This window comes from Synechococcus sp. H70.2 (assembly GCF_047462275.1).
GTDB lineage: Bacteria > Cyanobacteriota > Cyanobacteriia > Thermostichales > Thermostichaceae > Thermostichus.
This window is the reverse complement of sequence record NZ_JANSIU010000001.1, coordinates 301,462-324,335: the sequence shown is the minus strand read 5'-3', so window position 1 is coordinate 324,335 and position 22,874 is coordinate 301,462. Positions and strand designations below refer to the sequence as shown.

Here is a 22,874-nt window from a genome sequence, read left to right as displayed (position 1 = left end):
CTTGGGTATTCTGGGTGAGGTTGTGGGAGGAAAAGAGATGAAGGAGACCCCTTCTTGGCGGCGGCAACTGCGGCGTTGGCTGCCGTGGGCTGTCCTGCTGCTGATCCTGGTGGCAATTGGCTACTGGGTGGGCCCCCGACCCCGGCCTTACCCTCAAGAGCCAGAGCTGCCCACCCTGGCCCCTCTGCCGCAGCACCCTCGCATCCAGGTGGCGTTTAACCAAAGCCGCGAGAGCACCTATCGCGATCCCTATCGCCAGATCTACCGCTACGGCTACAACCTGGAGGAGTTGATTATCTCCCAGATTCGCTCTGCTCGGCAGTCGGTGGATGTGGCGGTGCAAGAGTTGAACCTGCCTCTAGTTGCCCAGGCCCTGGCAGAGCGGCGTCAGGCGGGGATCCCAGTGCGGGTGATTACCGAAAACACCTACGTGCGGGCCTGGCACCGGCTTACCCCTGCTGAGGTGCAGGCGCTGGACGAGCGCAGTCGCCAAAAGTTCGAAGAGTACCGCCACCTGGTGGATGTGAATCGGGATGGGCGATTTTCCCCGGAGGAGATTGCCAGCCGGGATGTGTACGCCTTGCTGGATAGAGGCCAGGTACCCTGGCTAGACGACACCGCCGACGGCTCCAAGGGCAGCGGCCTGATGCACCACAAGTTTGTGATTATCGACGGGCAACGGGTGCTGACCGGATCAGCCAATTTCACCCTCTCCGATATTCACGGGGATTTCGCTGCTCCTGGCAGCGTGGGCAACGCCAACCACCTCCTGCTGCTCGATAGCCCCGAGCTGGCCCGTCTCTACACTGAGGAATTCAACCTCATGTGGGGAGATGGGCCGGGAGGGTTGCCCGACAGCCGCTTTGGCGTGCGCAAGCACAAGCGCCCCCTGGAGACGGTGTTCATTGGCGATGCCGTGGTGGGGGTGCATTTTTCCCCTGCCAGCCGTTCTCTGCCCTACGAGGCTACTTCCAACGGCATTATCGCAGCCACCCTGGCCCAAGCACAAAAGCAAGTGGATCTGGCCCTGTTTGTCTTTACGGACTTAGGGATCGCCAACCAGCTCAGGCAACTGCGCCAGGAGCGCAACGTGGAGATTCGCGGGGTGTTTGATCCCGGCTTTGCCTTTCGCGACTACAGCCGCACTCTGGAGATGTGGGGGCTGCTGCTCCCGGACGAAAACTGCCGGGTGGATGCGGCCCGGCTGCCTTGGACAGTGCCCGCCTCCTCTGTGGGCGTGCCCAACCTCGCCCCGGGAGACAAGCTGCACCACAAGTTCGCCATCGTTGACCCCGGCACCCCTCAGGCTACGGTAATCACTGGCTCCCACAACTGGTCGCTCTCGGCCAACCACCTCAACGACGAAAACCTTTTAATCATTCGCAATAGCCAGGTGGCAAATCACTTTGTGCGCGAGTTCGAACGGCTCCTTGCCAATGCCCACTTTGGCCCTAGCCGCCGCCTGCAGCAGGAGGTAGAGGAAGCAGCTCGCCGCTGCCCCAATCCTCTGGCGGTTGCCCTTGCTTCCTCCCCCTCGGAGTCGGAGCTCCTGGAAGGGGAGGTTATTGCCGTTCCCAAGGGGAGGTCTTCCCCTTCGCCAGCTGCTTTGCCACCAGCCCCTGCCCCCGGCTCCTCCCTTGTTAACTTAAACACGGCCACGGCAGCTGAGCTGGAGCAGCTGCCTGGCGTGGGCCCAGACCTGGCGCAACGGATTATCGAGGCTCGCCCCTTCTCTTCCTTGGAGGATCTGCAGCGGGTTAAGGGCATTGGTCCAGCCAAGGTCGAGCAACTGAGGGGTCGAGTAACTTGGTAGGGAGAAGTCAGAGCGCCGCCTATGGCCCAGTGGTCTCTCCATCCCTGCTCCCAGTCCAGCGCCAGGGTTGTCCTCATCCCCACTGCCTTTGGCCCGGATACCCAAGCCCCATTGGCCATCCTCAACGCCGGCGCAGAACTGTGTGCTTTTGAGCCGCGGCTGGGGATCGATGTGGATCAACTGGCAGTGGCGCAGTTGCCGGGGCTAGTGGATGAGCCACCCTATGGCATGTGTGAGGCGGCAGTGACCCAGGCTTGGCGGCGACACCAATGGCCGGTTTTGTTGCCTTCAGTCTTGGCAGCCACTTGGGGAGCTATTCGTGCCCTTTGGAAGCACTACTTGGCCCTCAGTGTGGTGCATTGCAGTGCTCATGCCAACCTAATGCCTCCCCTGGAGATGACTCAGCCAGATCAAGATGGGAGCTACGGCAACGGTGCCTGGGTGGAGCTGCTCTACCAACACAGGCTGCCCGTAGTGCACGTGGGGCTGCGCAGCGGCAGTGCCCGCGCCTACGCTTGGCTAAAAGACCACCACAGCCCCATTTTCTGGGCCCAGGAGGCCTGGGAGCCGCAGCAGGTGGTGAAGGCTGTGCCGGAGCAGCCGGTGTTTTTGGTGGTGGACTGTAGCGTGCTGGATCCCTCGCTGGCGCCGGCAGTGCACCACCCGGAGCCGGGGGGGCTGAGCTGGTTTCAGCTGTTACAAACTTGCGAGGCCATCTTTGCTGCTCGCCCTGTAGTCGGTCTTTCCTTGGGAGGGGTGGTGGTGGGATCGGCAACGCGACCAACTGCCCGCGTTGCAGCTCGTCTTCTCAATTGGCTGCTGGCCTGTTACGGTCTCTACTCCCTGAAGCTGTCCCCCAGCTTTGAACGGCTGGAAACGTAGATTGCAAAGCTTTTGAGCCCAGCTTCCCCTCGCTGCCTTGCGGTTTCCTCTCCCCCTACACCGCAGGGGGTACGGCTCTTCAAGAGGCCGATACGGCAGCAGGCTCTGCCTCTGGGTTTGCCGGAAGCGGGAAACTGGGCAGGAACGAGGCCCGCGTCAGGGGTTGGTCAAGAATCAGTCCTTCTCCCCCCAGCACTTCGAGGGCATGTCCCTCCACTGAGATCCAGACCCGCGCTTCAGGGTTTTGGCTAGTAACCGTGTAGAGGACCTGGGCAACCCGGCTCATCATGGCTGTGGATCCCCCCCCTTGCGTAAATTCGGAGGAGAAATTAAGAAAAATATCGTTGCCTTCCACCCGTACGTCGAGCACCCGTGTCTGGGGGGGAATAGCGGTGGTGAGGCGGGGATCCTTGGGGCCAGCAATCAACTCCTCCAGAATGCTGCGAATGGCCTCCTGGGCATCAAAGGCACGAACGGAGCGCTTCTGCTGCACGTAGTAGATAGAGTTGTCAGCCGTGGTCAGCCAATACAAGGAAAAGGTTTGCCGCGGCCCCAGGCTGTACCACCAGGCTCCTCCCATGACCCCCAGTCCCACCAAAAAGCCAAGCACCCCCACCTGCAGGGCCCGGCCACGCCGTCGGGGGGAATGTTCCTCCCCCACCCTAGGGAAGCTGAGTTGGGTAGGACGCCCTTCGTAGTGGCTCATTGCTGTCAATCCCCCTGTTTTCCCTAGCTCTAGGGTAGCGAAGAAAAGCCCCCTCTGCCGGCAGACAGGCCCAGCCCTAGCCTTTTTGGATCCCCGAAGAAAGCTCTTGGCAAAGCGAGCCAGCCTGGCTAGACCTGGGCAAGGATCCCTGCTAGCGCAGGGAGACCTGCTGGGCTCTTGTCAGCGCCTCCAAATTCTCAACCCGCGCAAACCCAATGACCTGCATCTGGTCAGCGGCTATCTCCAGTTTCAGTACCCGCACCAGGATCCCCAGCTTTTCCAGCTCTTGTAGGTCAAACACCTGGTTGAGCCCTCCCAAGAACGCCTGGGTGATCTCGTCGGGAACCCGCACCGAGCCGATGGTAAACTCCGGCTCCTGAAGCCGCAACCTGCGCCCACCCTCCACCTGGATCCCGGCGTTGAACACCACCTCGACTGCCTGCTTGCTGTCCCCCTCTTTCTCCACCAAGAGGGCGGCAAGTTGGAGGCGATCGGGCTCCAAAAGCTTGGCGCGCGGCTGGCGCAGTTCAAAATAGCGGGGTGCGTTCCTGCGCCCACCCAAGGGCAGATCTGCCTGGATGTCCTGAAACTGCCTCAGCACCTCTGGTGAGTTGAGGGCAGCATTGAGATCCTCTTCCCGCACCACCACCTGAAACGCTGCCTGCAGAGGCTGTCTCAGCCGCAAGGGATCCCCCAAAAAAAAAGCAGGGTCGATGGCTATTGGGTCGGTTTCCAGCTCGAAACGCTCTACGCGGGGAAAAGGTGCCCGATACAGTCCCCGCCCGGCCACCAGCAGCCGCTCCACCTGGCCATTGAGCAGGCGGTAGTTGGGCTGGCTCTGGATGCGCACCTCCAAAACCTCTGCGCTGTCAAGCTGAGCCAGGAGAATTTGGCGCGCCGCCTGCTCTGCCCAATAGCCTGCCCCCCCTCCCACACTGGCCAGCAACGCCACCAGGCCTGCCAGGAGCTCCATACTTGCCGCCGCGACCTGCCCCCTTGCCTAGCAAGGGGATCTCTTTGAGGTTACTCCTCTCTTCTGTGGGGGCTGGCTTCAATGGGTCGATTGCCAAGAAAGGTCTTGGCAACCTTCAGGCCCCCTGCCATCACCGGGCGGTTAAGGGTAGGGTCATGGACAAATTTAACGCCGGAGGCAACTATTGGACGCCCTTCGGCCCACGTATCCACCACCTTTAGCGTGGCAGCTGCAATTGGGCGTCCGTCAGCAAAGTAATCCACCACCTTGAGGGTGGAGGCCCCCACTGGTCGCTGGTCAACCTCGGCCTCGCTGAACTTCACAGGGCTAGGAAACACGGGCGGGCCCCCCTCTGGAGCAGCCGCTAGGTCAGCACTGGCAGGCCGAGGAGCCAAATTCAGACCGTTGCCTTGCCCCGGAGAAGTTTCTTGCTGCGGCAGCGGGCTGGGAAGACCACTGGGAATGGCCATAGGAATCTCCTCCGTTACCGATATCAACTTTGGAACAGGCTCTTGCCATCCTCAGCCCGGATTACGAAAGCTGGGATCGGCGTCTCCGGATAAGGACATTCTAAGTTAAGTCTAGCCTGGGACCTGCTCATCCAACCCTGCCTTCTCTGGAGGCAGCGGCAGCTGGGGCCAAGCCTTGCCCCTCTCTGCAATCTCCAGCCATAAGACAAGAGGAAGGGGGGAGACTTGGCCTGCTGGGGGGCTAGTACAAGGTGTACTGCAATACATAGGCCCCCTCTTGGCCTGGCTTGTAGGTGTTGACCCGGAGGGTATAGGTGCCACCGCGGGGCAAAAAGGCAATCAACAGGGCGTCCGTGCCGCCGCCTTGGTCGTCATTCCAAGCCCTCACCTCTCCATCCGGAGCCAACAATTGCAAGAAGGCATCGAAATCGGAGCTACTTAGGAAGGCGAGCAAAATTTGGCCAGGGCGGGCGGTAAGGGAGTATTCCGCCATCCAACTGCCGTCTTCCGGGTGCTGGGGGGATCCCTTCTCAAGACGGCCCGACAGGGTTTGCTGCCAATTGCCCTGGGTGAGGACATAGGTCAGCCGGTAGGGGCCAGTGGACTGGGGCTCAAAGCTGGTGACTCGTAGGGTATAGGTGCCCCCCTGCAGCAGCCGCACTGCCAAGAGGGCGTTGACATCCAGGCCCGAGTCATCGTCAAAGCCAATCACCCGCCCCTGCTTGTCCACGAGCTCCAAGTAAGGGTCAAACTCCTCACTCTCCAGGGCGGCAATCAGGATTTGCCCAGCCTTGGCCACCACAGGGATCCCATCCCAGTAGCTGCCGTAGCCGGGACTAACCTTATCTCCCGCTCCCAGGACTCCCGTTAGGGTCTGGCTGCCTCTCCCTAGGGCAGATCCCAGAGGGGCTCTCCCCGGGCCTAGTAACCGACAGCCGGCTGCCAAGGCAACCCAACCAAGGGCCAGCCACAGGGCCCAAGGGCGGAAAAGTTGAGCAGCAAAAGGCAACTTCCCCATCTAAGGCTCGGGAGCTCAATGGTCAAGGGTGGCTGGGGGCGGCCATTACAGCTCCTCCCAAGTTTGCAAGACAGCCTCTAGGGCCAGCCGCCCGTGGCTGAGATGGGTTCCCCCTTGTAAATAGACAATGTAGGGCTCCCGCAGCGGCCCATCAGCGGAGAGCTCGGCGCTGCTGCCGGCAACAAACGTGCCTGCTGCCATGACCACTGGATCAGCGTAGCCGGGCATCACTTCTGGGATCGGAGTGAGGTAGGAATCCACGGGGGAGCAGCTTTGAATGGCGCGGCAAAAAGCCTGCAACTTCTGCGGGGATCCCAGTTGAATGGCCTGGATGATGTCAGTGCGAGGTGCTTGGGGGAGCGGAGAGACGGGATAGCCCAAATCATAGAACACCTGGGCGGCCAGGTGGGCAATCTTGACGGCCTCGGCCACCATCTGCGGAGCCAAGAACAGACCCTGGAACAGTAGGCGGTTGAGATCAAAAGTTGCCCCTCCTTCCGAGCCGATTCCTGGCGCTGTTAGCCGGCAGGCAGCTTGCTCCACCAGCTCGGCCCGACCTGCCACATAGCCTCCTGCCGGGGCCAGGGTGCCACCTGGATTTTTAATTAGAGATCCCGCAATCAAGTCGGCGCCTACATGGGTGGGCTCTTGGGTTTCCACAAACTCGCCGTAGCAATTGTCCACCAAGACCACCACCTCAGGGTTTTGCGCCTTGACGATCTGGATCATCTCGGCAATTTGGGCAATGGAGAAGCTAGGGCGCCAGGCATAGCCACAGGAGCGCTGGATGTGGACCAGGCGAGTCTGCGGCCTGAGGGCGGTCTTCAAGGCCTGCCAATCGACATCTCCTTCCCGCAAATCCAATTGACGATAGGTAACACCGAACTCTCGCAGGGAGCCTCGGCCAGATCCCCTTAGGCCAATGACTTCCTCCAGCGTGTCATAGGGGGGGCCGGTGATGGCCAACAGCTCATCCCCTGGGCGCAGCACCCCAAACAAGGCACAGGCAATGGCATGGGTGCCAGAGACCATCTGCAGCCGCACCAGCGCCGCCTCACAGCCCATAACTTGGGCAAACACCCGGTCCAAAACCTCTCGCCCTTGGTCGTCGTGGCCGTAGCCCGATACGCCAGCAAAGTGATGGGAGCCCACCTGCTGGTCGCGGAAGGCCTGCAACACCCGTGCCAAGTTCTGCCTGAGAACTTGGTCTATTGTCTGGAAGCGCTCCTGCAGAGCTGCTTCTGCTCTGTCCAACAGCTCAGCTACCTTCAACGGGATCCCTGCCACCTCGCTTTGAGGGCAATCTCTAGGAACCTGCTAGCGCCAGGGTTAGTGTGGAATCTTAATCTTGATAGAAAGCTTAACTTCAGTCAACATCTCTTCACTTCCTTTGACTGCTGCTAGCTGGCCTAGGCTAGGTACCCAACACAACTTTTTTGTACAATTATACAAACAAGAGAGCTGCTCGACAGGACGGAAGGGCCAGCAGTTGCAGTTTGCAACTGGCCGGGAGATGGGAAGTCTTGTCAAATAGTCCAGAGGACTTTTGCTCACCACGGGCCTCTAAAATTAAGGCAGTCTAAATTTATTCTTAATCCCTAGTTCAAGGCCAGGGGCAAGATGTTAACTTAGACTTAACCCCAAAGGTTAGCGCCCCTGCCAAAGCTGCTCTTTAGTCAACTTTGATTGCACCTCTTTGCTAGTTGGCTGGCTGAGACGCTTCTGGAGGTAAGGGCTGCTTTCCTGCAAAGGTGAGGCGCTAACTTGAGGCGTGGACTGACACACTCGGGAGAGTTTCCATGGCGAAGCTTGTAATCCAAGGGAAAAACATCGAAATTACCGATGCCATCCGCAGCTACGTCCAGGAAAAAATTGAGCGGGCTATCAGCCATTTTGCCCAGATCACTACTGAAGTAGATGTCAACCTGTCAGTAGCCCGCAACCCCCGCATCAGTGCCAACCAAGCCGCCGAAGTTACTGTTTACGCCAATGGCACGGTGATCCGAGCAGAAGAAAGTAGCGAAAACCTTTATGCCAGTATTGACCGAGTGGCCGACAAAATAGCCCGCAAGCTGCGCAAGTACAAAGAGCGCAATGGGGTTCACCGCATCCGCCATTCTCCCAAAACTTCAGTGGCGGTGGCCCAGCAGCCGCCTACGAATCCCGTGAACATGAACCGGCAGGCGGAGCTCCCCCCTGAGGTAGTGCGCACCAAGTATTTCGCCATGCCTCCTATGACGGTTGAGGAGGCGATGCAGCAATTAGAGCTGGTAGATCATGACTTCTACGTGTTCCGCAACAGCGAAAATGGCGAGATCAACGTCCTTTATGTGCGCAAGCACGGTGGCTATGGCTTGATCCGCCCCCATCCCTAGAGGTTGGCGGCAAGAGGCTTGGCAGGCCTGCTGCTGGGTCTAGGCGGGTGGGGCCTAATGCTGCAACTTCCCCCTTCTGGATGGCGTCCCTCCCCACTTTTGGGGCTTAGAGGTGCCTGAGTCAGGGGGGCAGAAGCTCTGCTAGCAATAGCGGGATCCTCAGCGGCTAAGAGACTTCCCAACGGCCAACACCTGCTGCAGAAACTGATCCTGGTGTTGGCGCAAGCTAGCCAGGTCAGGCCCGTGGTTGAGCAGGACAAAGGAGGTGCCATCCGGCAACTGCCCCAGCAGCATCAGCCGACTGGGGGCAGATCCTACCTGGGCGACGGTGCCGGGGGGCAGGGTGCGCAGCTGCAGAGCGCTGGGGCCAATGCCAGCTACGGGCAGGATCTGCGTTGGATTTCCCTCCGTGGCCGCCACCAGATGCTGCCACAGATGGGCCAGCGCGCGGGGGGAGAGATACAGCTCCTGCCCCTCCAGGCGAATCTCTGCTGCAGCAGGGAGGAGACTGGCCTCCAAGTGGGCGGCCGGCTCAGCCACCAAGCGCTGCCGCAGGTACTCTACCAGGGCTCTCGGGCCTCCCAATTCCGCCAGCAGGGCTCCCGCCATAGCCCGATCGAGGCTGCTGTTGAGAATGTGCAGAAGGGATCCCAGGGGCAGCGAGGTATAGCCAGCCAGGCAATGGAGCTCAGCAGGCAGCTCCTCCAGCGTTGACCCAGAACCGCCGATGGCTACAGGGTAGGGCTGTTGCGGATCCCGAAGGAGTTGGGCAAGCCGGCGGGCACTTGCTAGAGCATCGGGCTGGCCCAGCAAGCGGAAGGGGGGCACCACCTTCACCTCGCCGTCGATCTGGCGAATGCCAAGGCTGTGCAGATGGCGGGCCAGCTCAGCTACATTGGCCTCCCGGAAATAGGGATCCCCGCCGCCCACCACCACCAAGTCCCCGATCAGGCGCTGGCCAAGGCGATAGCCGGTGGTGAAGAAGTGAGTCTGGAAGCGATGCTCATAGCCCCAGGTTTCCAGCGCCATCAGACTAAGGGCCAATTGATCTAAAGGCCCTACCGGCAAAGGTTGATCCAGCCGGTGCTCTGCCAGCAGCTTGCCTTCGGTTGTCCAGAGCAGGATCCCTTGCTGCGAGAGAGCCCCTCCTTCGGCAGCCAACCCCTGCAAAAAACCGGACAAAACCGCAGCGTAGGGAGAACCTTGCTCACGGGGCCACCAGGGCGGAAGGCCAGGCGTGCCGCTAGGAGAGGGTAGGGGTGGGGGCGGGGTAGGGATAGGGAGGAAAGAATCCTGGGTGGAAGAGAGGGCTGCGGTCCTCCAGCAGGCCCCCAAGGTTAAAGAGCAGGCCAAAGGAAGGCCCGCCCAGAGGCAACGGCCATGAAAGCGCAACCCTGTTGGAATGGACACCATGCTAACCTCCCAGGGGACAGGTAAGGGCCGGCAAGACTTGAGGCTACTCTACTGCCCTCTTAGGGGCTCTAGCAAGTTTTTTGTTTAAGGCTCCGCCCTACCGCTACCCAGTTTGCCTTAGAGCTAGAAGAGGGGCTTTTGCCCAAGGTAGACTCAAGCTCATGGGAGAGGCCAAGATCAAGGGCGTACCAGCGCTGCTCACAGCCAGATTGCCCCTTAGGAGCCGGTTAACCCTTAGCCTCTGCAAGTACTCCCTCCATGCCCAGAGATCTGCGCCGTTTCATTGCCCTGCTGGAGTCCCGTGGCCAGCTTCGCCGTGTTGCTGCGGAGGTGGATCCTGAGTTGGAAATTGCCGAGATTGCCGATCGCCTTTTGGCTTGCGGGGGGCCGGCGCTGCTGTTTGAGCGGGTGAAGGGATCCACCATGCCCCTGCTCATCAACGCCCTAGGCACCGTGGAGCGCATCTGCTGGGCCCTGGGGATGGAGGAGCCGCGGGAGCTGGAGGAGCTGGGGAAAAAGCTGGCCTTGCTCTACCAGCCGCGCCCGCCCAGAACCTTCGCCCAGGCAGTGGACCTGGGGCAGGCCCTGTTTCGGGTCTTCAAAGCTCGGCCCAGCCGGGATCTCTTCCCCCCCTGTCAGCAGGTGGTGCTGCTGGGTGAGGCGGTGGATCTCACCCAACTGCCCCTGCTGCGGGTCTATCCTGGCGATGCCGGACGGGTGCTGACCTTGGGGCTGATGGTTACCAAAGACCCGGAAAACGGCATCCCCAACGTGGGGGTGTACCGCCTGCAGCTGCAAAGCCGCAACACCATGACGGTGCAGTGGCTGTCGGTGCGGGGGGCCACACGGCACCTGCGCAAGGCGGCAGCCCTGGGTCGGAAGCTGGAAGTGGCGGTGGCCATCGGGGTGGATCCCGCCGTGATCCTGGCAGCGGCCACGCCCCTGCCGGTGGATCTCTCGGAGTGGCTGTTTGCCGGTCTCTACAGTGGGGAAGGACTGCCGCTAGCCCGCTGCAAGACGGTGGATTTGGAGGTGCCGGCCCACGCGGAGATTGTCCTGGAGGGCACCATCACGCCGGGGGAGGTGGCCCCCGACGGCCCTGCCGGGGATCACCTTGGCTACTACGGCCCTCGCAACGAGCAGGCTCCTCTCATTCGCTTCCACTGCCTCACCCAGCGCCGCGATCCCATCTACCTCACCACCTTCAGTGGCAAGCCCCCCAAAGAAAACGACATGATGGCGCTGGCCCTCAACCGCATTTACACCCCCATCCTCAGGCAGCAGGTGCCGGAGATTGTGGACTTCTTTTTGCCCATGGAGGCCCTGGGCTACAAGGCGGCGATTTTGTCCATCGACAAGGCCTACCCCGGCCAAGCGCGGCGGGCGGCCCTGGCTTTTTGGAGCGCCCTGCCTCAGTTTAGCTACACCAAGTTTGTCATCGTGGTGGACAAGGACATCAACGTGCGGGATCCGCGCCAGGTGCTCTGGTGCCTGTGTTCGCGGGTGGACCCGCAGCGGGATGTGTTTATTCTGCCGGACCATCCCTTTGACGCCCTGGACTTTGCCACCGAAAAGCGGGGCCTGGGGGGCAAGATGGGGATCGACGCCACCACCAAGATCCCGCCGGAAACGGACACCCCTTGGCGGCAGCCCCTGGCTCCGGATCCAGAAGTGGCCCGCCGGGTGGATCGCCGCTGGGCCGAGTATGGTCTGGCGGACCTCAAGCTGCAGCCGGCGGATCCCCGCCTATTTGGCTACGAGTTCTAGGGAGGGCTAAGAGGCTGGCAGGTGCAACAGGCACTCTCTTGGGGGGTGGTGATCCTGAGCTATATCGGGCTGGGGCTAGGATCCCTGCCCCGGCTGCGCATGAACCGGGCCACGATTGCCCTGGTGGGATCCGCTTTACTCATTGCCCTAGGAACGGTGCCGCTGCCGCAGGCCTGGGCAGCCATCGACCCAACCACAATTGTCTTTCTCCTCAGCATGATGGTGGTGAACGCCAGCTTGTCCCAGGGCGGCGCCTTCCAGTTGGCTTTGCTGGGCCTAATTCGGGTTAGCCGCAGCCCCTTTGGGCTTTTGCTCATGCTGGTGTTTGGCAGTGGGCTGCTCTCGGCCTTTCTCCTCAACGATACCCTGGCGCTGGTGTTTACCCCCCTCACGCTGCAGGTAACCACTGTGCTGGGGCTGAACCCCATTCCCTATCTCTTGGGCTTGGCGGCAGCCACCAACCTAGGGTCTGTAGCCACCCTGAGCGGCAACCCGCAGAACATTCTCATCGGCTCCTTCTCCGGAATTGGCTACCTGGAGTTTGCCGCCCAGATGACCCCGATTGCCGTGGTGGGGCTGCTGCTGGAGGTGGGGCTGCTGTGGCTCTACTACCCCGAGGTACGCTCGCTGCAGCCCTTCATCCATCAGGCGCCTTGGACGCCGCTGCGCCTCTACCCACCCCTGTTGCGCAAGAGCGTAGCCATTACAGCGGGGCTGTTTGGGGCTTTTGTGGCCGGCTTGCCCCTAGCCGAGTCGGCCCTGCTGGCGGCAGCCCTCTTGCTGATTACCCGCCGGCTGAAGCCGGAGCGGTTTTTGGGGCAGGTGGACTGGAATCTGTTGGTGATGTTCTCTGGGCTGTTTATCCTGACGCAGGCAACCCGAGAGCTGCTGGCCGGCTGGGGACCCAGCCTAGGGCCCTGGGCGGAGCAGGTGGCGGGATCCCCGTTGGCGCTGCTGGCCGCTGTTGCCCTCCTGTCCAACCTCATCTCCAACGTGCCGGCAGTGCTGCTGCTGCAGTCGCTGCTCCCGCTGCAGGGGACGACTGCCTGGCTACTCCTAGCTGCCGGCTCCACCCTAGCGGGCAACTTGACCTTGTTTGGGGCAGTGGCCAATTTAATTACCGTTGAGGCCGCAGCCAGGAAGGGGTATGTGTTAACCTTCGGGGAACACCTGCGCTTTGGTCTGCCCCTGACGCTGCTTACGCTTGGGTTTAGCGGGCTGTGGCTAAGTCAGGCCTGAGCCTTACTGGGCACCAAGGGCAGCCAGCAGCTCGTCGGCCAACAACACCGCCGTATAGACTAGGGCCTGGCGCTGCTCAGGAGACAAGTTGCCAACGGGGGTCTGGGAGTTGCTTAGGATACCTTGCAGTAGCTTGCTGGCCACGTATTCCCGTTTGGAGACGCCGGGGCTGGAGATGGTGGGGTTATCCAGGGAAAACTTTTGGTGGTGCTCGAAAGGAAAGGCGTATTCAGAAGCTACCGGCATGGCTCCACTCCCAACCCAAACTTGCTTGGCCCACTTTCCTTGACTGGGAATCCCAGAAAGCAAGGTCTCAAAAAAGACACTACGGGTTATCGTATCAAGGGGATCCCTGCGTGGGGGAGCAGTTGGGTTTGGTCTCCCCGGGAAAGATTGCCATGCACTTGAGCGAGTCTTTTCGACGCACCAAAATTGTGGCCACCCTTGGCCCCGCCAGCTCCGATCCAGCCATTCTTAGGGAAATGATCCTGCAGGGGGCAACCACCCTTCGCCTTAACTTTTCCCATGGGGATCACGAGCTCCACCGCCGCAACATCCGCCTCATCCGCCAAACCGCTATGGACCTGGGCATCCAGGTCGCCATTTTACAGGACCTGCAGGGGCCCAAAATCCGCCTGGGCAAGTTTGCTGGAGGCTCGATTACCCTCAAGAGCGGGGATCCCTTCGTGTTAACCAGTAAGCCCGTTTTGGGATCCCAGGAGCGCAGTTGGGTCACCTACGACAAGCTGGCCCAAGAGGTGCCGGAAGGAGCAACCATCCTTCTCGATGACGGTCGCGTCGAGATGCGCGTGGAGGCGGTGGATCCGGCAGCGGGGGAGCTCTTTTGCCGCACCATTGTTGGCGGCACCCTCTCCGACCACAAGGGAGTAAATTTCCCTGGGGTGCGCCTTAGCATTGGCGCCGTTACCGAAAAGGACAAAGAAGACCTCTATTTCGGCCTCAACCAAGGAGTGGACTGGGTGGCCCTCAGCTTTGTGCGGGATCCCTCGGATGTGCTGGAGGTGCGGGAGCTGATGGCTGCCGTCGGCAAGCGGGTTCCCATCATCGTCAAGATTGAAAAACACGAGGCCATCCAGCAACTGCCCCAGATCCTGGCTCTTAGCGACGGGGTGATGGTGGCGCGGGGGGATCTGGGCGTGGAGCTGCCAGCGGAAGAAGTGCCGCTTTTGCAGAAGCGGATCATTGCCATGGCCAACTGCCTAGGGATCCCGGTGATCACTGCTACCCAAATGCTGGACAGCATGGCCCACAACCCCCGCCCCACCCGGGCCGAGATTTCGGATGTAGCCAACGCCATCTTGGACGGCACCGATGCCGTTATGCTCTCCAATGAAACGGCGGTGGGCAAATATCCTGTTGAGGCGGTGGCCACCATGGCCCGCATTGCCCTGCGCATTGAACAGGACTACTTCAGCCCCCTCTACGCCGATCGCCGCCAACACCTACGTGCTCTTGCCCAGCAAGAGTTGAGCCAAAGTAGGGGCAGCTTTGCCGAGGATAACTCGCTGCGTCCCAAAACTCTCATAGCCGATTCCATTAGCCGCGCTGTGGGGGAGATTGCCGAAGAGCTGGAGGCGGTAGCCGTGATGACCCTAACCAAAACAGGGGCTACCGCCCGCAATGTCTCGCGGTTTCGCCCGCGTACCCCCATTCTGGCCGTAACACCCCATGTGGAGGTGGCGCGGCGACTGCAGTTGGTGTGGGGGGTACGGCCCCTGTTGGTTCTGGACTTGCCTACCACCCGCCAGACCCTTCAAGCTGCCATTAGCCAAGCCCAGGAAGAAGGCCTGCTCAAGGACGGGGACTTGGTGGTGCTCAGTGCCGGCACCCTACCGGGCATCTCTGGTTCCACTGACCTCATCAAGGTAGAGGTGGTGAAGGCGGTGGTAGCTAGAGGCAGAGGATTTGGCAAAGGCACTGTCAGTGGCCCAGCCCGTATCCTTCGCTCCAGCCTCGATGCCAGCAAGATTACCCCCGGCGACATCCTGGTTGCCCGTACCACCGATGCCAGCTATGTAGAGGCAATCAAGCAGGCGGCTGGAGTCATTACCGAAGAGGACGGCGTCTCCTCCCATGCAGCTGTCATTGCTCTGCGACTGGGAGTGCCCGTGCTGGTGGGGGTTAAAGATGCCACACGCCTTATCCGCGACGGGGCCATCGTTACCCTAGACCCAGAAAAAGGCACGGTGACTTCAGGAGCAGACGGCCTGGGTTTTTAATTTGACTCGCAAGATCCCTTTCAAGCCCATCGCCGCAGTTCCCGAGCTAACCCGCGAGACCTATGTGCCGCGGGCCTTCACTCCCTTGCTGGATGCCATAGGTCGCGGCATCAACGATCTGGAAAGCAGCCTCAGCAAACTTGGCGAAGCAGATCGCCCTGCCAGGGTGCTTATGGTGGTGGTAACCGATGGCCAAGAGAACGCCAGTCGCGAGTTCCGCAAAGAGCAAATTGAAAGACGGATGGCAGTTTGTCTTCTTGAGCGCTGATCTGGCTGCCATCAAAGACGCCCATGACTTCGGCTTCGCTCCCAGCGCGTCTCTGCTTTACCAGAAGTCTGGCTTGGGCAGCAAAGAAGCATGGGCCTCTCCGACTACCGCTCAGCTTGTCTTCGGAGGTTGATGTTCCTCGAGGAAGATCCAACAAGAAACCCGACAACCCCAGCGAAAACTAGTGAAACTGGCCGAGACCCTAACCACATCAGCAGAGCTCAGAGGCGGCCATCGGCACCTTGGAAACAGAGCCAGGGATAGCCCCCTTAGAAGGGGAGGGGATCCCTGTCAGCGCCGTCGAGCGCAGCGACGCAGCAACCACCTAGCGGCAGCCCGATCACCCTCATCCCAAGCTAACCGCTCCACGGCCACCATCACTATTGAGGTAATCGCCGCCTCGCTAAGACGTTGAGAACGCAGCTGCTGCACAGCTAACGTAGCGGCCTCAAGATCGCGTTTGCGAATGGCGCGGAGCAGCTCCTCAGACATAGGTGAAGGCCAGCCTGCCTGATATCCCTTGCTCCCTTTCTACCGCAAGTGCCGGGAGCTTCCCTTTTCCTTCACTTTCCTGTCAGGTAATGCAAAGATTCGTCTTGCGGGCCCAAAATGCTGCAAAAAAACCTTCTGTCCTAGCAGGGAAAGCTGGGCTAAGGGGGAGGGGCTGGCAGACCCCGTTCGCGGCGCAACCCTGAGTCAGCCAGCGGGAACAGCCGTAGGGGAGGGCAGGAGTCGCTCCATGGCCGCCTGCAGCTCCTGCGTCAGAGCTTGGATAGCTTGCCGGCGGTTGGCCTGGTAGGTGGACCAGCGCTCTGAAACTGAGAGGGGATCTCCAATGCGGAAACGGGCTAATCGCGGTCCCAGCTGAGGGGGAGGAGCACTCAGGGGATTCTGGCCTTTGATCCAAGCCAGTAGGTGCCACAGTCGCAGTGCGGTTTCAGCCAGCTCCTCCAGGCTAGGCCGCTCAGGTAGGGGACGGACAGCAAACACCATCAGGGTTTCCACCAAGCGCATGTGCCAGAGGTGGAAAGTGGCTTCAGAGGCAATGCGATTGGCCAGCCCCTTCTCTACAGCTGAGAGGGTAGCAATATTGGAAATATCTTCCCGGTAGATCCAGGACCAGCCTGCCTGTTCGAGGCGATGCCGCCGCTCGATGAAGTCTCCCTGCGGCTGTAGGCCAAAGCGCTGCTCAGCCACGCGCAGAGCCAGATCCGATAAGCTTTGTAGACGTGCCCGCAGATCCCCTCCCTCTCTCCGCTTGATCCGAATTGCAGTAGGCAAAGTAGGAGCATAGAAGCGCTCGTAAAAGCCCTCCATAATCTGAATGAGATGTTCAGCCAGGCGGAGCAAGCGGGCCATGAGAAAGCCTTGGCCAACATGGGCGGAGCGCCTGGTCGGCAGCTGGCAATCGGCCTCCATGCGGCGGAGTAACCTATCGAGGGCTGCCCGGGGATCCTTCAAGTAGTAGTAGCGGAGGCCCACCGGTAGGATCAGCACTTCCTCGGGCCGCCCCGCCTTGAGCAGATCTTCCACGGCCCAAAAGCTCAACTGGGCTACCCCCGGCTCCAGCGGGTTAAGCAGCCCACTCATGCCGTTGATTGTCCCCTCGGGTGCTACTGCCAACGGATAGGGGCCCGAGACCAACTGCTCGCGAGAGCTCTTCAGCCCCGCCCGATCTAGACGGCCCCGCAAAATCGGGATCCCACCCAGCCGGGGCAAGCCCCAACTGGCAATGGCCCCCAGCCATAGCGGCAGGCCGCGGTCGTAGACAAACAGGACGTGGGGCCGCCGCTGGAGGCGGATCCCCTGCTGTCGGGCCAGCTGCGGCAGAAGATGGGAAAACAAGTACAGCAGGCAGGGGGGATCGTCGAGAGTGGGGTGGCGAAAGGCTACCAACAGGCGAATCTTGCCCGCCTCAAATTGCTGATAAAGCTGAGCCAACCGCTCGCCCCCATCCACCTCAACGCGCGGGATCCCTTTGGCCCAGCGCAACCAAAAAGGCAAGCCTGTTTGCACAAAACGAACTACCCACGGCGTCAATCGCGGCGGCAGAAACTGGAGGGGAGGTTGAACGGTCTGCTGCATAGGGATCCTCAGTCTAGGATCGGCACCTTCGGTAAACCTATGCTTTGGATCCCATCATAGGGAAGGCTAAAGAGGCACTGCTGCTCCACTGGATCCCCTCTCTTGAGAAGGCCTTCAACCTCCTGCCGCTTTTTTCCGGGAGCCCCGCGTCTTTTTGGGGGGAGCTTCTTCTGAGGTTGCGTCCTCCATGACCTGGCCGTTTAACACCTGCTTGAGGTGAATGTGCTTATAGCCCAGCTGGATCTCGAACTCATCGCCAGGCTTGAGATTCATCTGTTTGGTGTAGGCAGACCCGATGATGATCTGCCCATTTTTGTGAACGCTGACGCGAAAGGAGGGCTCGCGACCGCGCTTTTCCCGGCTAGAGCTGGGGCCGAGGCTCAGACCTTTTGCCGCCAGCACCGCATCATAAAAAGCATTTAAGTTGACGCGGAGCTTGTTGTTCTTGGTCACGGTTACGTAGCCACAGCGCTTTGCCGTTTCCCGGCGAGGCAGGTGCCCCAAAGCCTCTATCTTCTGCAATAGAGCCTTCCCGGTTAGAGGTTGTGGTGGTATATCCGACATTTTCTAATACCCTACAGCCCTCTCTAAGAGATCATAACCTCCTGACGTACTTCTGCAAGCAAAAGTTTGCGACTCCGTTCCGGGTCGTATTTCACTCTAGGGGAGAAAGGCTCTTCTCAAGGGGGCATTCAATGGATGTTCTGCCTCTGGATAAAGAGGGGTGCAAGAAGTGCTTAATCTAGCCTGGCTTCTGGAACTTCAGCAGCAGAGAGATGGGATTGATTTTGCCCAAATGGCTCAGGGAAGGCCCCCTGCCGTCAGCCACAGACCGTTCCACCATAGGCAGGGCAGAGACCCGTGGCCGCGGCTATGGGCTACGGCCCCTCCTTTTGCAACGGTTAGCTGTCAATGGGAAGGCAATTTAGCCAGGCCCCAACTGCTGGGCTACCAGAGAGGGAAGCTGAGCCACAGGGATCCCCTCGAGGATTTCGGCTGCAAAGGCGTAGGTGAGCAGTTGGCGGGCTTGGGCTAGGGGGATGCCGCGGCTTTGCAGGTAGAAGATCTCCTCGGCCTCCAGTTGGCCCACGGTGGCTCCGTGGGTGCATTTGACGTTGTCGGCAAAGATCTCCAGTTGGGGCCGGGTATCCACCCGCGCTTTGGGGCTTAGGAGTAAGTTGCGGTTGGTTTGGGCTGCGTCGGTTAGTTGGGCTTCTCGACTGACGAGAATGCGCCCGCTAAAGACCGCACGGGCTGTCTCGTCGACAATGCACTTGTGCAGTTGGCGGCTGCTACCCTGGGGGGCTTGGTGCCTCAAGCGGGAGTGGGTGTCACTGTGCTGGGATCCCTTCAGCAGGGTCAGCCCCTGCAGGTGGGTGTGGGCCTGGGGCTCCACCTGGGCAATCTCCAGGTTGTGGCGGGAAAACTGGGATCCCCACTGCAGGACCTGCAGCCGGTAGTGGCTGTGGCGACCCTGGCGCACAGCAGTTTGGTTGATGTGAAAAGCCTGGGATCCCTGCCGCTGGAAGATTACATGGTGCAGGCGGGCTCCTTCGGCCAGGGCAATCTCGGTAACGGCGTTGCCAAAGGGAATCCCTGCCCCCCCCGAGACGTGATCCTCAATGAGGGTGAGGGCAGTGTTAGCCTGCAAAGTTACCAGGCAGCGGGGCTGGGCCAAAACCGCCTCTCCCTCTGGGGCCAGAGTGATCCAGAGCAGGTGCAAGGGCGGCAAAACCTCCTGCTGGGGCAGCAGCTCAATCTGGATCCCATCGCCTAGATGGGCGGTGTTGAGGGCGCTGAAGACGTCGACCTTGGCGATGGTTTGCAACCATCCAGGAGCCGACTGGCTTAGGGGAGTAATTCGCAGGGCTGAGGGCAGGCCGCTCAAGTTAGAAAGGTGGGGAGCAAAGTAGCCGTTGACAAAGACGGCATAGCTGTAACGGCTTTCCGGCCACAGCCAGGGCTCAAGAGCGGCTACCTCCAGACCTGGCTCCCCAGGGCCGGCTAGGCGAAAGGTGTGGGCCACTAGCGGCGAGAGGTCGCTGTATTTCCAGTCTTCCTCGCGGGGGGTGGGGATCCCCAGTTCCGCCAGTTGGGCGCGGGCCTGCTGTCTCAGAGGGGTATGGGGATCCTCCACCTCCGGAATTTGGCGGAGGATGTGCTCTAGAAAGGAACGGCCAAAGCGCTCAGCGCCCCCATCTCGAACCGAGGACTTGGGCACCGCAGCGCTCATCCCACCTCCTCCTTGAGCCAGTCGTAGCCCCGCTTCTCCAGCTCCAGCGCCAAGGTCTTATCGCCGCTAAGGAGAATGCGCCCCCCTTCCATCACATGCACATAGTCAGGGGTCACGTACTCCAGCAGGCGCTGGTAGTGGGTAATGAGGAGCATAGCCTTCTCAGGACCAGCCAGTTGGTTAATGCCCTGGGCAACGATGCGCAGCGCGTCGATATCCAGGCCAGAATCCGTCTCGTCCAAAATAGCCAGCGTGGGTTCCAGCACGGCCATCTGCAGGATCTCGTTGCGCTTTTTCTCACCGCCAGAAAACCCTTCGTTGACGGAGCGCTCCAAAAAAGCCGGATCCATTTTGACCAGACCCAGCTTTTGGCGCACGAAGTCATCAAACTCAAGGGGATCCATTTCCGGCTGATCCCGATATTTTTGCCGGGCGTTGTAGGCAGCGCGCAAGAAGTCCAAGTTGCTCACTCCGGGAATCTCGATGGGGTATTGAAAGGCCAAAAAGATCCCAGCCCAGGCCCGCTCCTCCGGCTCCATTTCCAAGAGGTTCTTGCCTAGATAGAGAATCTCACCTCCTGTTACCCGGTAGTCCGGGTGGCCGGCCAAGATCTTGGAGAAGGTGCTTTTCCCGGAGCCATTGGGACCCATGAGGGCGTGAATTTCACCGGCCCGGATTTCCAGGTTCACCCCCTTGAGGATAGGGGTGCCGTCGATCTCAGCCCTGAGATCGCGGACAGATAAGATGACAGGGCTGTTTTCCCGGATCATGTCAGCAGTTACTCTTGGGTCGAAGTAGGGGTGGGCAGGCTTGCCCCCAATTGTACTCGTCGGGGATCTAGCCAACGGATCCCTCCAGCTTCAGGCTTAGCAGCCGATCCGCCTCGACGGCAAACTCCATCGGCAATTGGTTGAACACCTCTCGGCAGAAGCCGCTGATGATCATGGAGACGGCGTCTTCTACAGAAATGCCGCGCGACTGGAAGTAGAACAGTTGCTCTTCTCCAATCTTGGAAGTGGAAGCTTCGTGCTCTACCTTGGCAGTGTTGTTTTGCACCTCAATGTAGGGGAAGGTGTTGGCACTGCACTGATCCCCAATCAAGAGAGAATCGCACTGGGAAAAGTTGCGGGCGCCCTCTGCTTTTGGCCCAATTTTTACCAGGCCACGATAGCTGTTTCTAGAGTGCCCTGCCGAGATGCCTTTGGAGATGATCTTGCTGCGGGTGTTGCGGCCTATGTGGATCATCTTGGTGCCCGTGTCGGCCTGCTGGTAGTGGTTGGTCAGGGCCACTGAGTAGAACTCGCCCACCGAGTTTTCCCCTACCAACACACAACTGGGATATTTCCAGGTGATGGCAGAGCCGGTCTCCACCTGCGTCCAGGAGATCTTGGAGTTGGCCCCCTGACAGAGGCCGCGTTTGGTCACGAAGTTGTAGATGCCGCCCTTGCCGTTTTCGTCGCCGGCATACCAGTTCTGCACCGTCGAGTACTTGATCTCGGCATTGTCTAGGGCAATCAGCTCCACCACCGCTGCGTGCAGTTGGTTGGTGTCGAACATGGGAGCCGTGCAGCCTTCTAGGTAGCTGACGTAGGATCCCTCGTCAGCAATGATTAGGGTGCGCTCGAACTGGCCCAACTCGCCGTTGTTGATGCGGAAATAGGTGGAAAGCTCCATTGGGCAGCGCACCCCTTTGGGCACATAGACAAAGGAGCCATCGCTAAACACTGCCGAGTTCAGCGCCGCGTAGTAGTTGTCGGTAATAGGTACCACCGTGCCCAGGTACTTGCGCACCAAGTCAGGATACTCCCGCAGCGCCTCCGACATGGAGCAGAAAATGATCCCTTCCTTGGCCAACTTCTCCCGGAAGGTGGTGGCCACTGAGACACTGTCGAAAATGGCGTCTACTGCAACATTAGCCAGCCGCTTTTGTTCCGACAAAGGGATCCCCAGCTTCTCAAAGGTTTCCAGCAGCACGGGATCCACTTCGTCGAGGCTCTTTTTCTTCTCCTTTACCTTGGGAGCAGAGTAGTAGACGATGTTCTGGTAGTCAATGGGTGGGTAGGTGACGTTTGGCCAGGTGGGCTCGCTCATCTTCAGCCACTGGCGGTAGGCCCGCAGCCGAAACTCCAGCATAAAGTCCGGCTCTCCCTTCTTGGCCCAAATTTGCCGAATGATGTCCTCGTTTAAGCCTTTGCCGATGGACTCAGAAGGGATGTCGGTAACAAAGCCGTACTTGTAAGGCTGGCTAACCAGGGTGCGGACGCTCGTAGACATGGATAGCTCTCGGTTAGGGACAGGGGCAAAACTGGTGGCCAATTAAAACAACATGGTTGTTGCTTAGCTAATCCTCAGGTTACTTTAGGAATGATCCCGTTGTCAAAGTAGCAGAGAGCGGGGCTGGCAGCGGCAGCTGAGTAAACCCAGTCCAACTAGGAGGGCAAGGGTGGAGAGCGCGCGGAAGATCAGCGGTCCGTTTACGCAACCCCTTTCCAGCAAGCAGGCCATTTTGATCTACCTGCGCAAGGCGGGGCAGGCCACCGCCCAGGCTTTGGCAGAGCACCTGGGCATTTCTCCCCAAGCAACTCGCCGCCACCTCAAGGATCTGGAGGCGGAGGGACTGATCCACCATGTCGCACAGCCCAGTGGCCTGGGCCGCCCCCAACACCTCTATCAGCTTAGCCCCCAGGGGGAAGCGCAATTCCCTGCCAGCTACGACAAGTTTGCCCTTGGCCTGCTCAACACGCTGGCTGAAACTCTGGGAGCGGAACAGATGGGATCCTTACTCCAGCAGCAGTGGCAGCGCAAAGCCCAGGAGTACCGAGCCAAGATAGGCTCTGGATCCCTGACCGAGCGGCTGGAGCGCTTGGTGCAGTTGCGCCAGGCAGAGGGCTACATGGCGGAGTACTACCCCTATCCTGCCGACCTGGCTGCACCGATTGCAGCAGAGGGGTCTAAGCACTATGTCGAGCAATATGTTTTCGTGGAGCACCACTGCGCCATCGCCCAGATTGCCCAGCGCTTTCCCAGCATCTGCGGCCACGAGCTGGAGATGTTTGCCGCCGCCCTGCCCGATTGCCGGGTGGAGCGCCTCACCTGGCAGGTCAAGGGGGAGCACCAGTGCGGCTACTGGATTGCCAGGGCAAGCTTAGCTTGAAGATCGGCCGGGGAAAATTGGCTGGATTGATCGGGATCCCGTCCTAGGGGATGTCAAACAAAACTTTTTCGGGTATAGTCATAGCAGGCTAGCGAACTTTCAGTGCAGGCCAATGCTTTGGCGCGCTCCCTTTTTTGGCTACTTTACCTTTCCCTGGCAACGACCAGGGCGGAAGGGTGGCGCGTAAACTCAGAACCTAGGTTTACTCGAGTCCGTCCTGAAGCCCTGGGCCCAGTCC

The 22,874-nt window shown here is 60.1% G+C and carries 21 protein-coding genes; 8 read left to right on the top strand and 13 right to left on the bottom strand.

What is annotated here, in order from left to right:
• Positions 1 to 37: 37 nt before the first annotated feature.
• Together NW822_RS01625 and NW822_RS01620 are read left to right on the top strand one after the other, a co-directional pair.
• Positions 38 to 1,813: a phospholipase D-like domain-containing protein gene (locus tag NW822_RS01625; protein ID WP_414403297.1), complete on the top strand. Its 1,776-nt coding sequence runs from the start codon at positions 38 to 40 to the stop codon at positions 1,811 to 1,813.
• A gap of 21 nt (positions 1,814 to 1,834) precedes the next feature.
• Positions 1,835 to 2,695: an arginase family protein gene (locus NW822_RS01620; RefSeq protein ID WP_414403296.1), complete on the top strand. Its 861-nt coding sequence runs from the start codon at positions 1,835 to 1,837 to the stop codon at positions 2,693 to 2,695.
• A gap of 79 nt (positions 2,696 to 2,774) precedes the next feature.
• On the opposite strand, the gene NW822_RS01615 is transcribed toward NW822_RS01620, so the two are convergent.
• The 5 genes from NW822_RS01615 to NW822_RS01595 all read right to left on the bottom strand — a co-directional run bounded on the left by NW822_RS01615 (position 2,775) and on the right by NW822_RS01595 (position 7,134).
• Positions 2,775 to 3,401: a GerMN domain-containing protein gene (locus tag NW822_RS01615; RefSeq protein ID WP_414403295.1), complete on the bottom strand. Its 627-nt coding sequence runs from the start codon at positions 3,399 to 3,401 to the stop codon at positions 2,775 to 2,777.
• 151 nt (positions 3,402 to 3,552) lie between these two features.
• Positions 3,553 to 4,374, bottom strand: coding sequence for a DUF2993 domain-containing protein (locus tag NW822_RS01610; RefSeq protein ID WP_414403294.1), 822 nt, complete (start codon positions 4,372 to 4,374; stop codon positions 3,553 to 3,555).
• Between the two features lie 50 nt (positions 4,375 to 4,424).
• Positions 4,425 to 4,844: a hypothetical protein gene (locus NW822_RS01605; RefSeq protein WP_414362051.1), complete on the bottom strand. Its 420-nt coding sequence runs from the start codon at positions 4,842 to 4,844 to the stop codon at positions 4,425 to 4,427.
• A gap of 241 nt (positions 4,845 to 5,085) precedes the next feature.
• Entirely contained in the window at positions 5,086 to 5,862 is a 777-nt protein-coding gene (locus tag NW822_RS01600) for a hypothetical protein (RefSeq protein WP_414403293.1), read from the bottom strand.
• Positions 5,863 to 5,907: 45 nt separating this feature from the next.
• A complete protein-coding gene (locus NW822_RS01595; RefSeq protein ID WP_414362054.1) occupies positions 5,908 to 7,134 on the bottom strand; it encodes an aminotransferase class I/II-fold pyridoxal phosphate-dependent enzyme in 1,227 nt (408 codons plus the stop codon).
• Between the two features lie 527 nt (positions 7,135 to 7,661).
• Here NW822_RS01595 and hpf point away from each other — a divergent pair.
• Positions 7,662 to 8,237, top strand: coding sequence for a ribosome hibernation-promoting factor, HPF/YfiA family (hpf, locus tag NW822_RS01590; protein WP_414362056.1), 576 nt, complete (start codon positions 7,662 to 7,664; stop codon positions 8,235 to 8,237).
• Positions 8,238 to 8,396: 159 nt separating this feature from the next.
• Here the strand turns inward: hpf and NW822_RS01585 are convergent, their stop codons facing one another.
• On the bottom strand, positions 8,397 to 9,419 hold the full coding sequence (locus tag NW822_RS01585; protein WP_414403292.1) for a D-alanyl-D-alanine carboxypeptidase: 1,023 nt from the start codon (positions 9,417 to 9,419) through the stop codon (positions 8,397 to 8,399).
• 489 nt (positions 9,420 to 9,908) lie between these two features.
• Here NW822_RS01585 and NW822_RS01580 point away from each other — a divergent pair, with 489 nt between their 5' ends.
• Together NW822_RS01580 and NW822_RS01575 are read left to right on the top strand one after the other, a co-directional pair.
• On the top strand, positions 9,909 to 11,417 hold the full coding sequence (locus tag NW822_RS01580) for a UbiD family decarboxylase (RefSeq protein ID WP_414403291.1): 1,509 nt from the start codon (positions 9,909 to 9,911) through the stop codon (positions 11,415 to 11,417).
• A 21-nt stretch (positions 11,418 to 11,438) separates the two neighbouring features.
• Positions 11,439 to 12,656, top strand: a complete 1,218-nt coding sequence (locus NW822_RS01575; protein ID WP_414403290.1) for an anion transporter — start codon at positions 11,439 to 11,441, stop codon at positions 12,654 to 12,656.
• 3 nt (positions 12,657 to 12,659) lie between these two features.
• On the opposite strand, the gene NW822_RS01570 is transcribed toward NW822_RS01575, so the two are convergent.
• On the bottom strand, positions 12,660 to 12,902 hold the full coding sequence (locus NW822_RS01570; RefSeq protein WP_414403289.1) for a hypothetical protein: 243 nt from the start codon (positions 12,900 to 12,902) through the stop codon (positions 12,660 to 12,662).
• 152 nt (positions 12,903 to 13,054) lie between these two features.
• On the opposite strand from NW822_RS01570, the gene pyk reads away from it, so the two are divergent.
• Complete coding sequence (gene pyk / locus NW822_RS01565) at positions 13,055 to 14,896, top strand: pyruvate kinase (protein ID WP_414360019.1); 1,842 nt, start codon at positions 13,055 to 13,057, stop codon at positions 14,894 to 14,896.
• Position 14,897: 1 nt separating this feature from the next.
• Complete coding sequence (locus NW822_RS01560) at positions 14,898 to 15,164, top strand: hypothetical protein (RefSeq protein ID WP_414403288.1); 267 nt, start codon at positions 14,898 to 14,900, stop codon at positions 15,162 to 15,164.
• A gap of 291 nt (positions 15,165 to 15,455) precedes the next feature.
• Here the strand turns inward: NW822_RS01560 and NW822_RS01555 are convergent, their stop codons facing one another.
• The 6 genes from NW822_RS01555 to sufB form a co-directional block, all read right to left on the bottom strand.
• Positions 15,456 to 15,656 carry a hypothetical protein gene (locus NW822_RS01555; protein ID WP_414359183.1) on the bottom strand — a complete coding sequence of 67 codons (201 nt, stop codon included), beginning with the start codon at positions 15,654 to 15,656 and terminating at the stop codon, positions 15,456 to 15,458.
• 204 nt (positions 15,657 to 15,860) lie between these two features.
• Complete coding sequence (locus tag NW822_RS01550) at positions 15,861 to 17,249, bottom strand: 1-acyl-sn-glycerol-3-phosphate acyltransferase (protein WP_414359185.1); 1,389 nt, start codon at positions 17,247 to 17,249, stop codon at positions 15,861 to 15,863.
• 114 nt (positions 17,250 to 17,363) lie between these two features.
• The gene (locus NW822_RS01545) at positions 17,364 to 17,813 is read right to left on the bottom strand and encodes an AbrB family transcriptional regulator (RefSeq protein WP_414359186.1); all 450 of its coding nucleotides are present in this window, start codon (positions 17,811 to 17,813) and stop codon (positions 17,364 to 17,366) included.
• 361 nt (positions 17,814 to 18,174) lie between these two features.
• Complete coding sequence (gene sufD, locus NW822_RS01540; RefSeq protein ID WP_414403287.1) at positions 18,175 to 19,482, bottom strand: Fe-S cluster assembly protein SufD; 1,308 nt, start codon at positions 19,480 to 19,482, stop codon at positions 18,175 to 18,177.
• Positions 19,479 to 20,252, bottom strand: coding sequence for a Fe-S cluster assembly ATPase SufC (gene sufC / locus NW822_RS01535; RefSeq protein WP_414359190.1), 774 nt, complete (start codon positions 20,250 to 20,252; stop codon positions 19,479 to 19,481). Before sufC ends, sufD begins: the two co-directional genes overlap by 4 nt.
• A gap of 67 nt (positions 20,253 to 20,319) precedes the next feature.
• Complete coding sequence (gene sufB, locus NW822_RS01530; protein ID WP_414403286.1) at positions 20,320 to 21,756, bottom strand: Fe-S cluster assembly protein SufB; 1,437 nt, start codon at positions 21,754 to 21,756, stop codon at positions 20,320 to 20,322.
• A 169-nt stretch (positions 21,757 to 21,925) separates the two neighbouring features.
• On the opposite strand from sufB, the gene sufR reads away from it, so the two are divergent.
• On the top strand, positions 21,926 to 22,636 hold the full coding sequence (sufR, locus tag NW822_RS01525) for an iron-sulfur cluster biosynthesis transcriptional regulator SufR (RefSeq protein ID WP_414403285.1): 711 nt from the start codon (positions 21,926 to 21,928) through the stop codon (positions 22,634 to 22,636).
• The last annotated feature ends 238 nt before the right edge of the window (positions 22,637 to 22,874 follow it).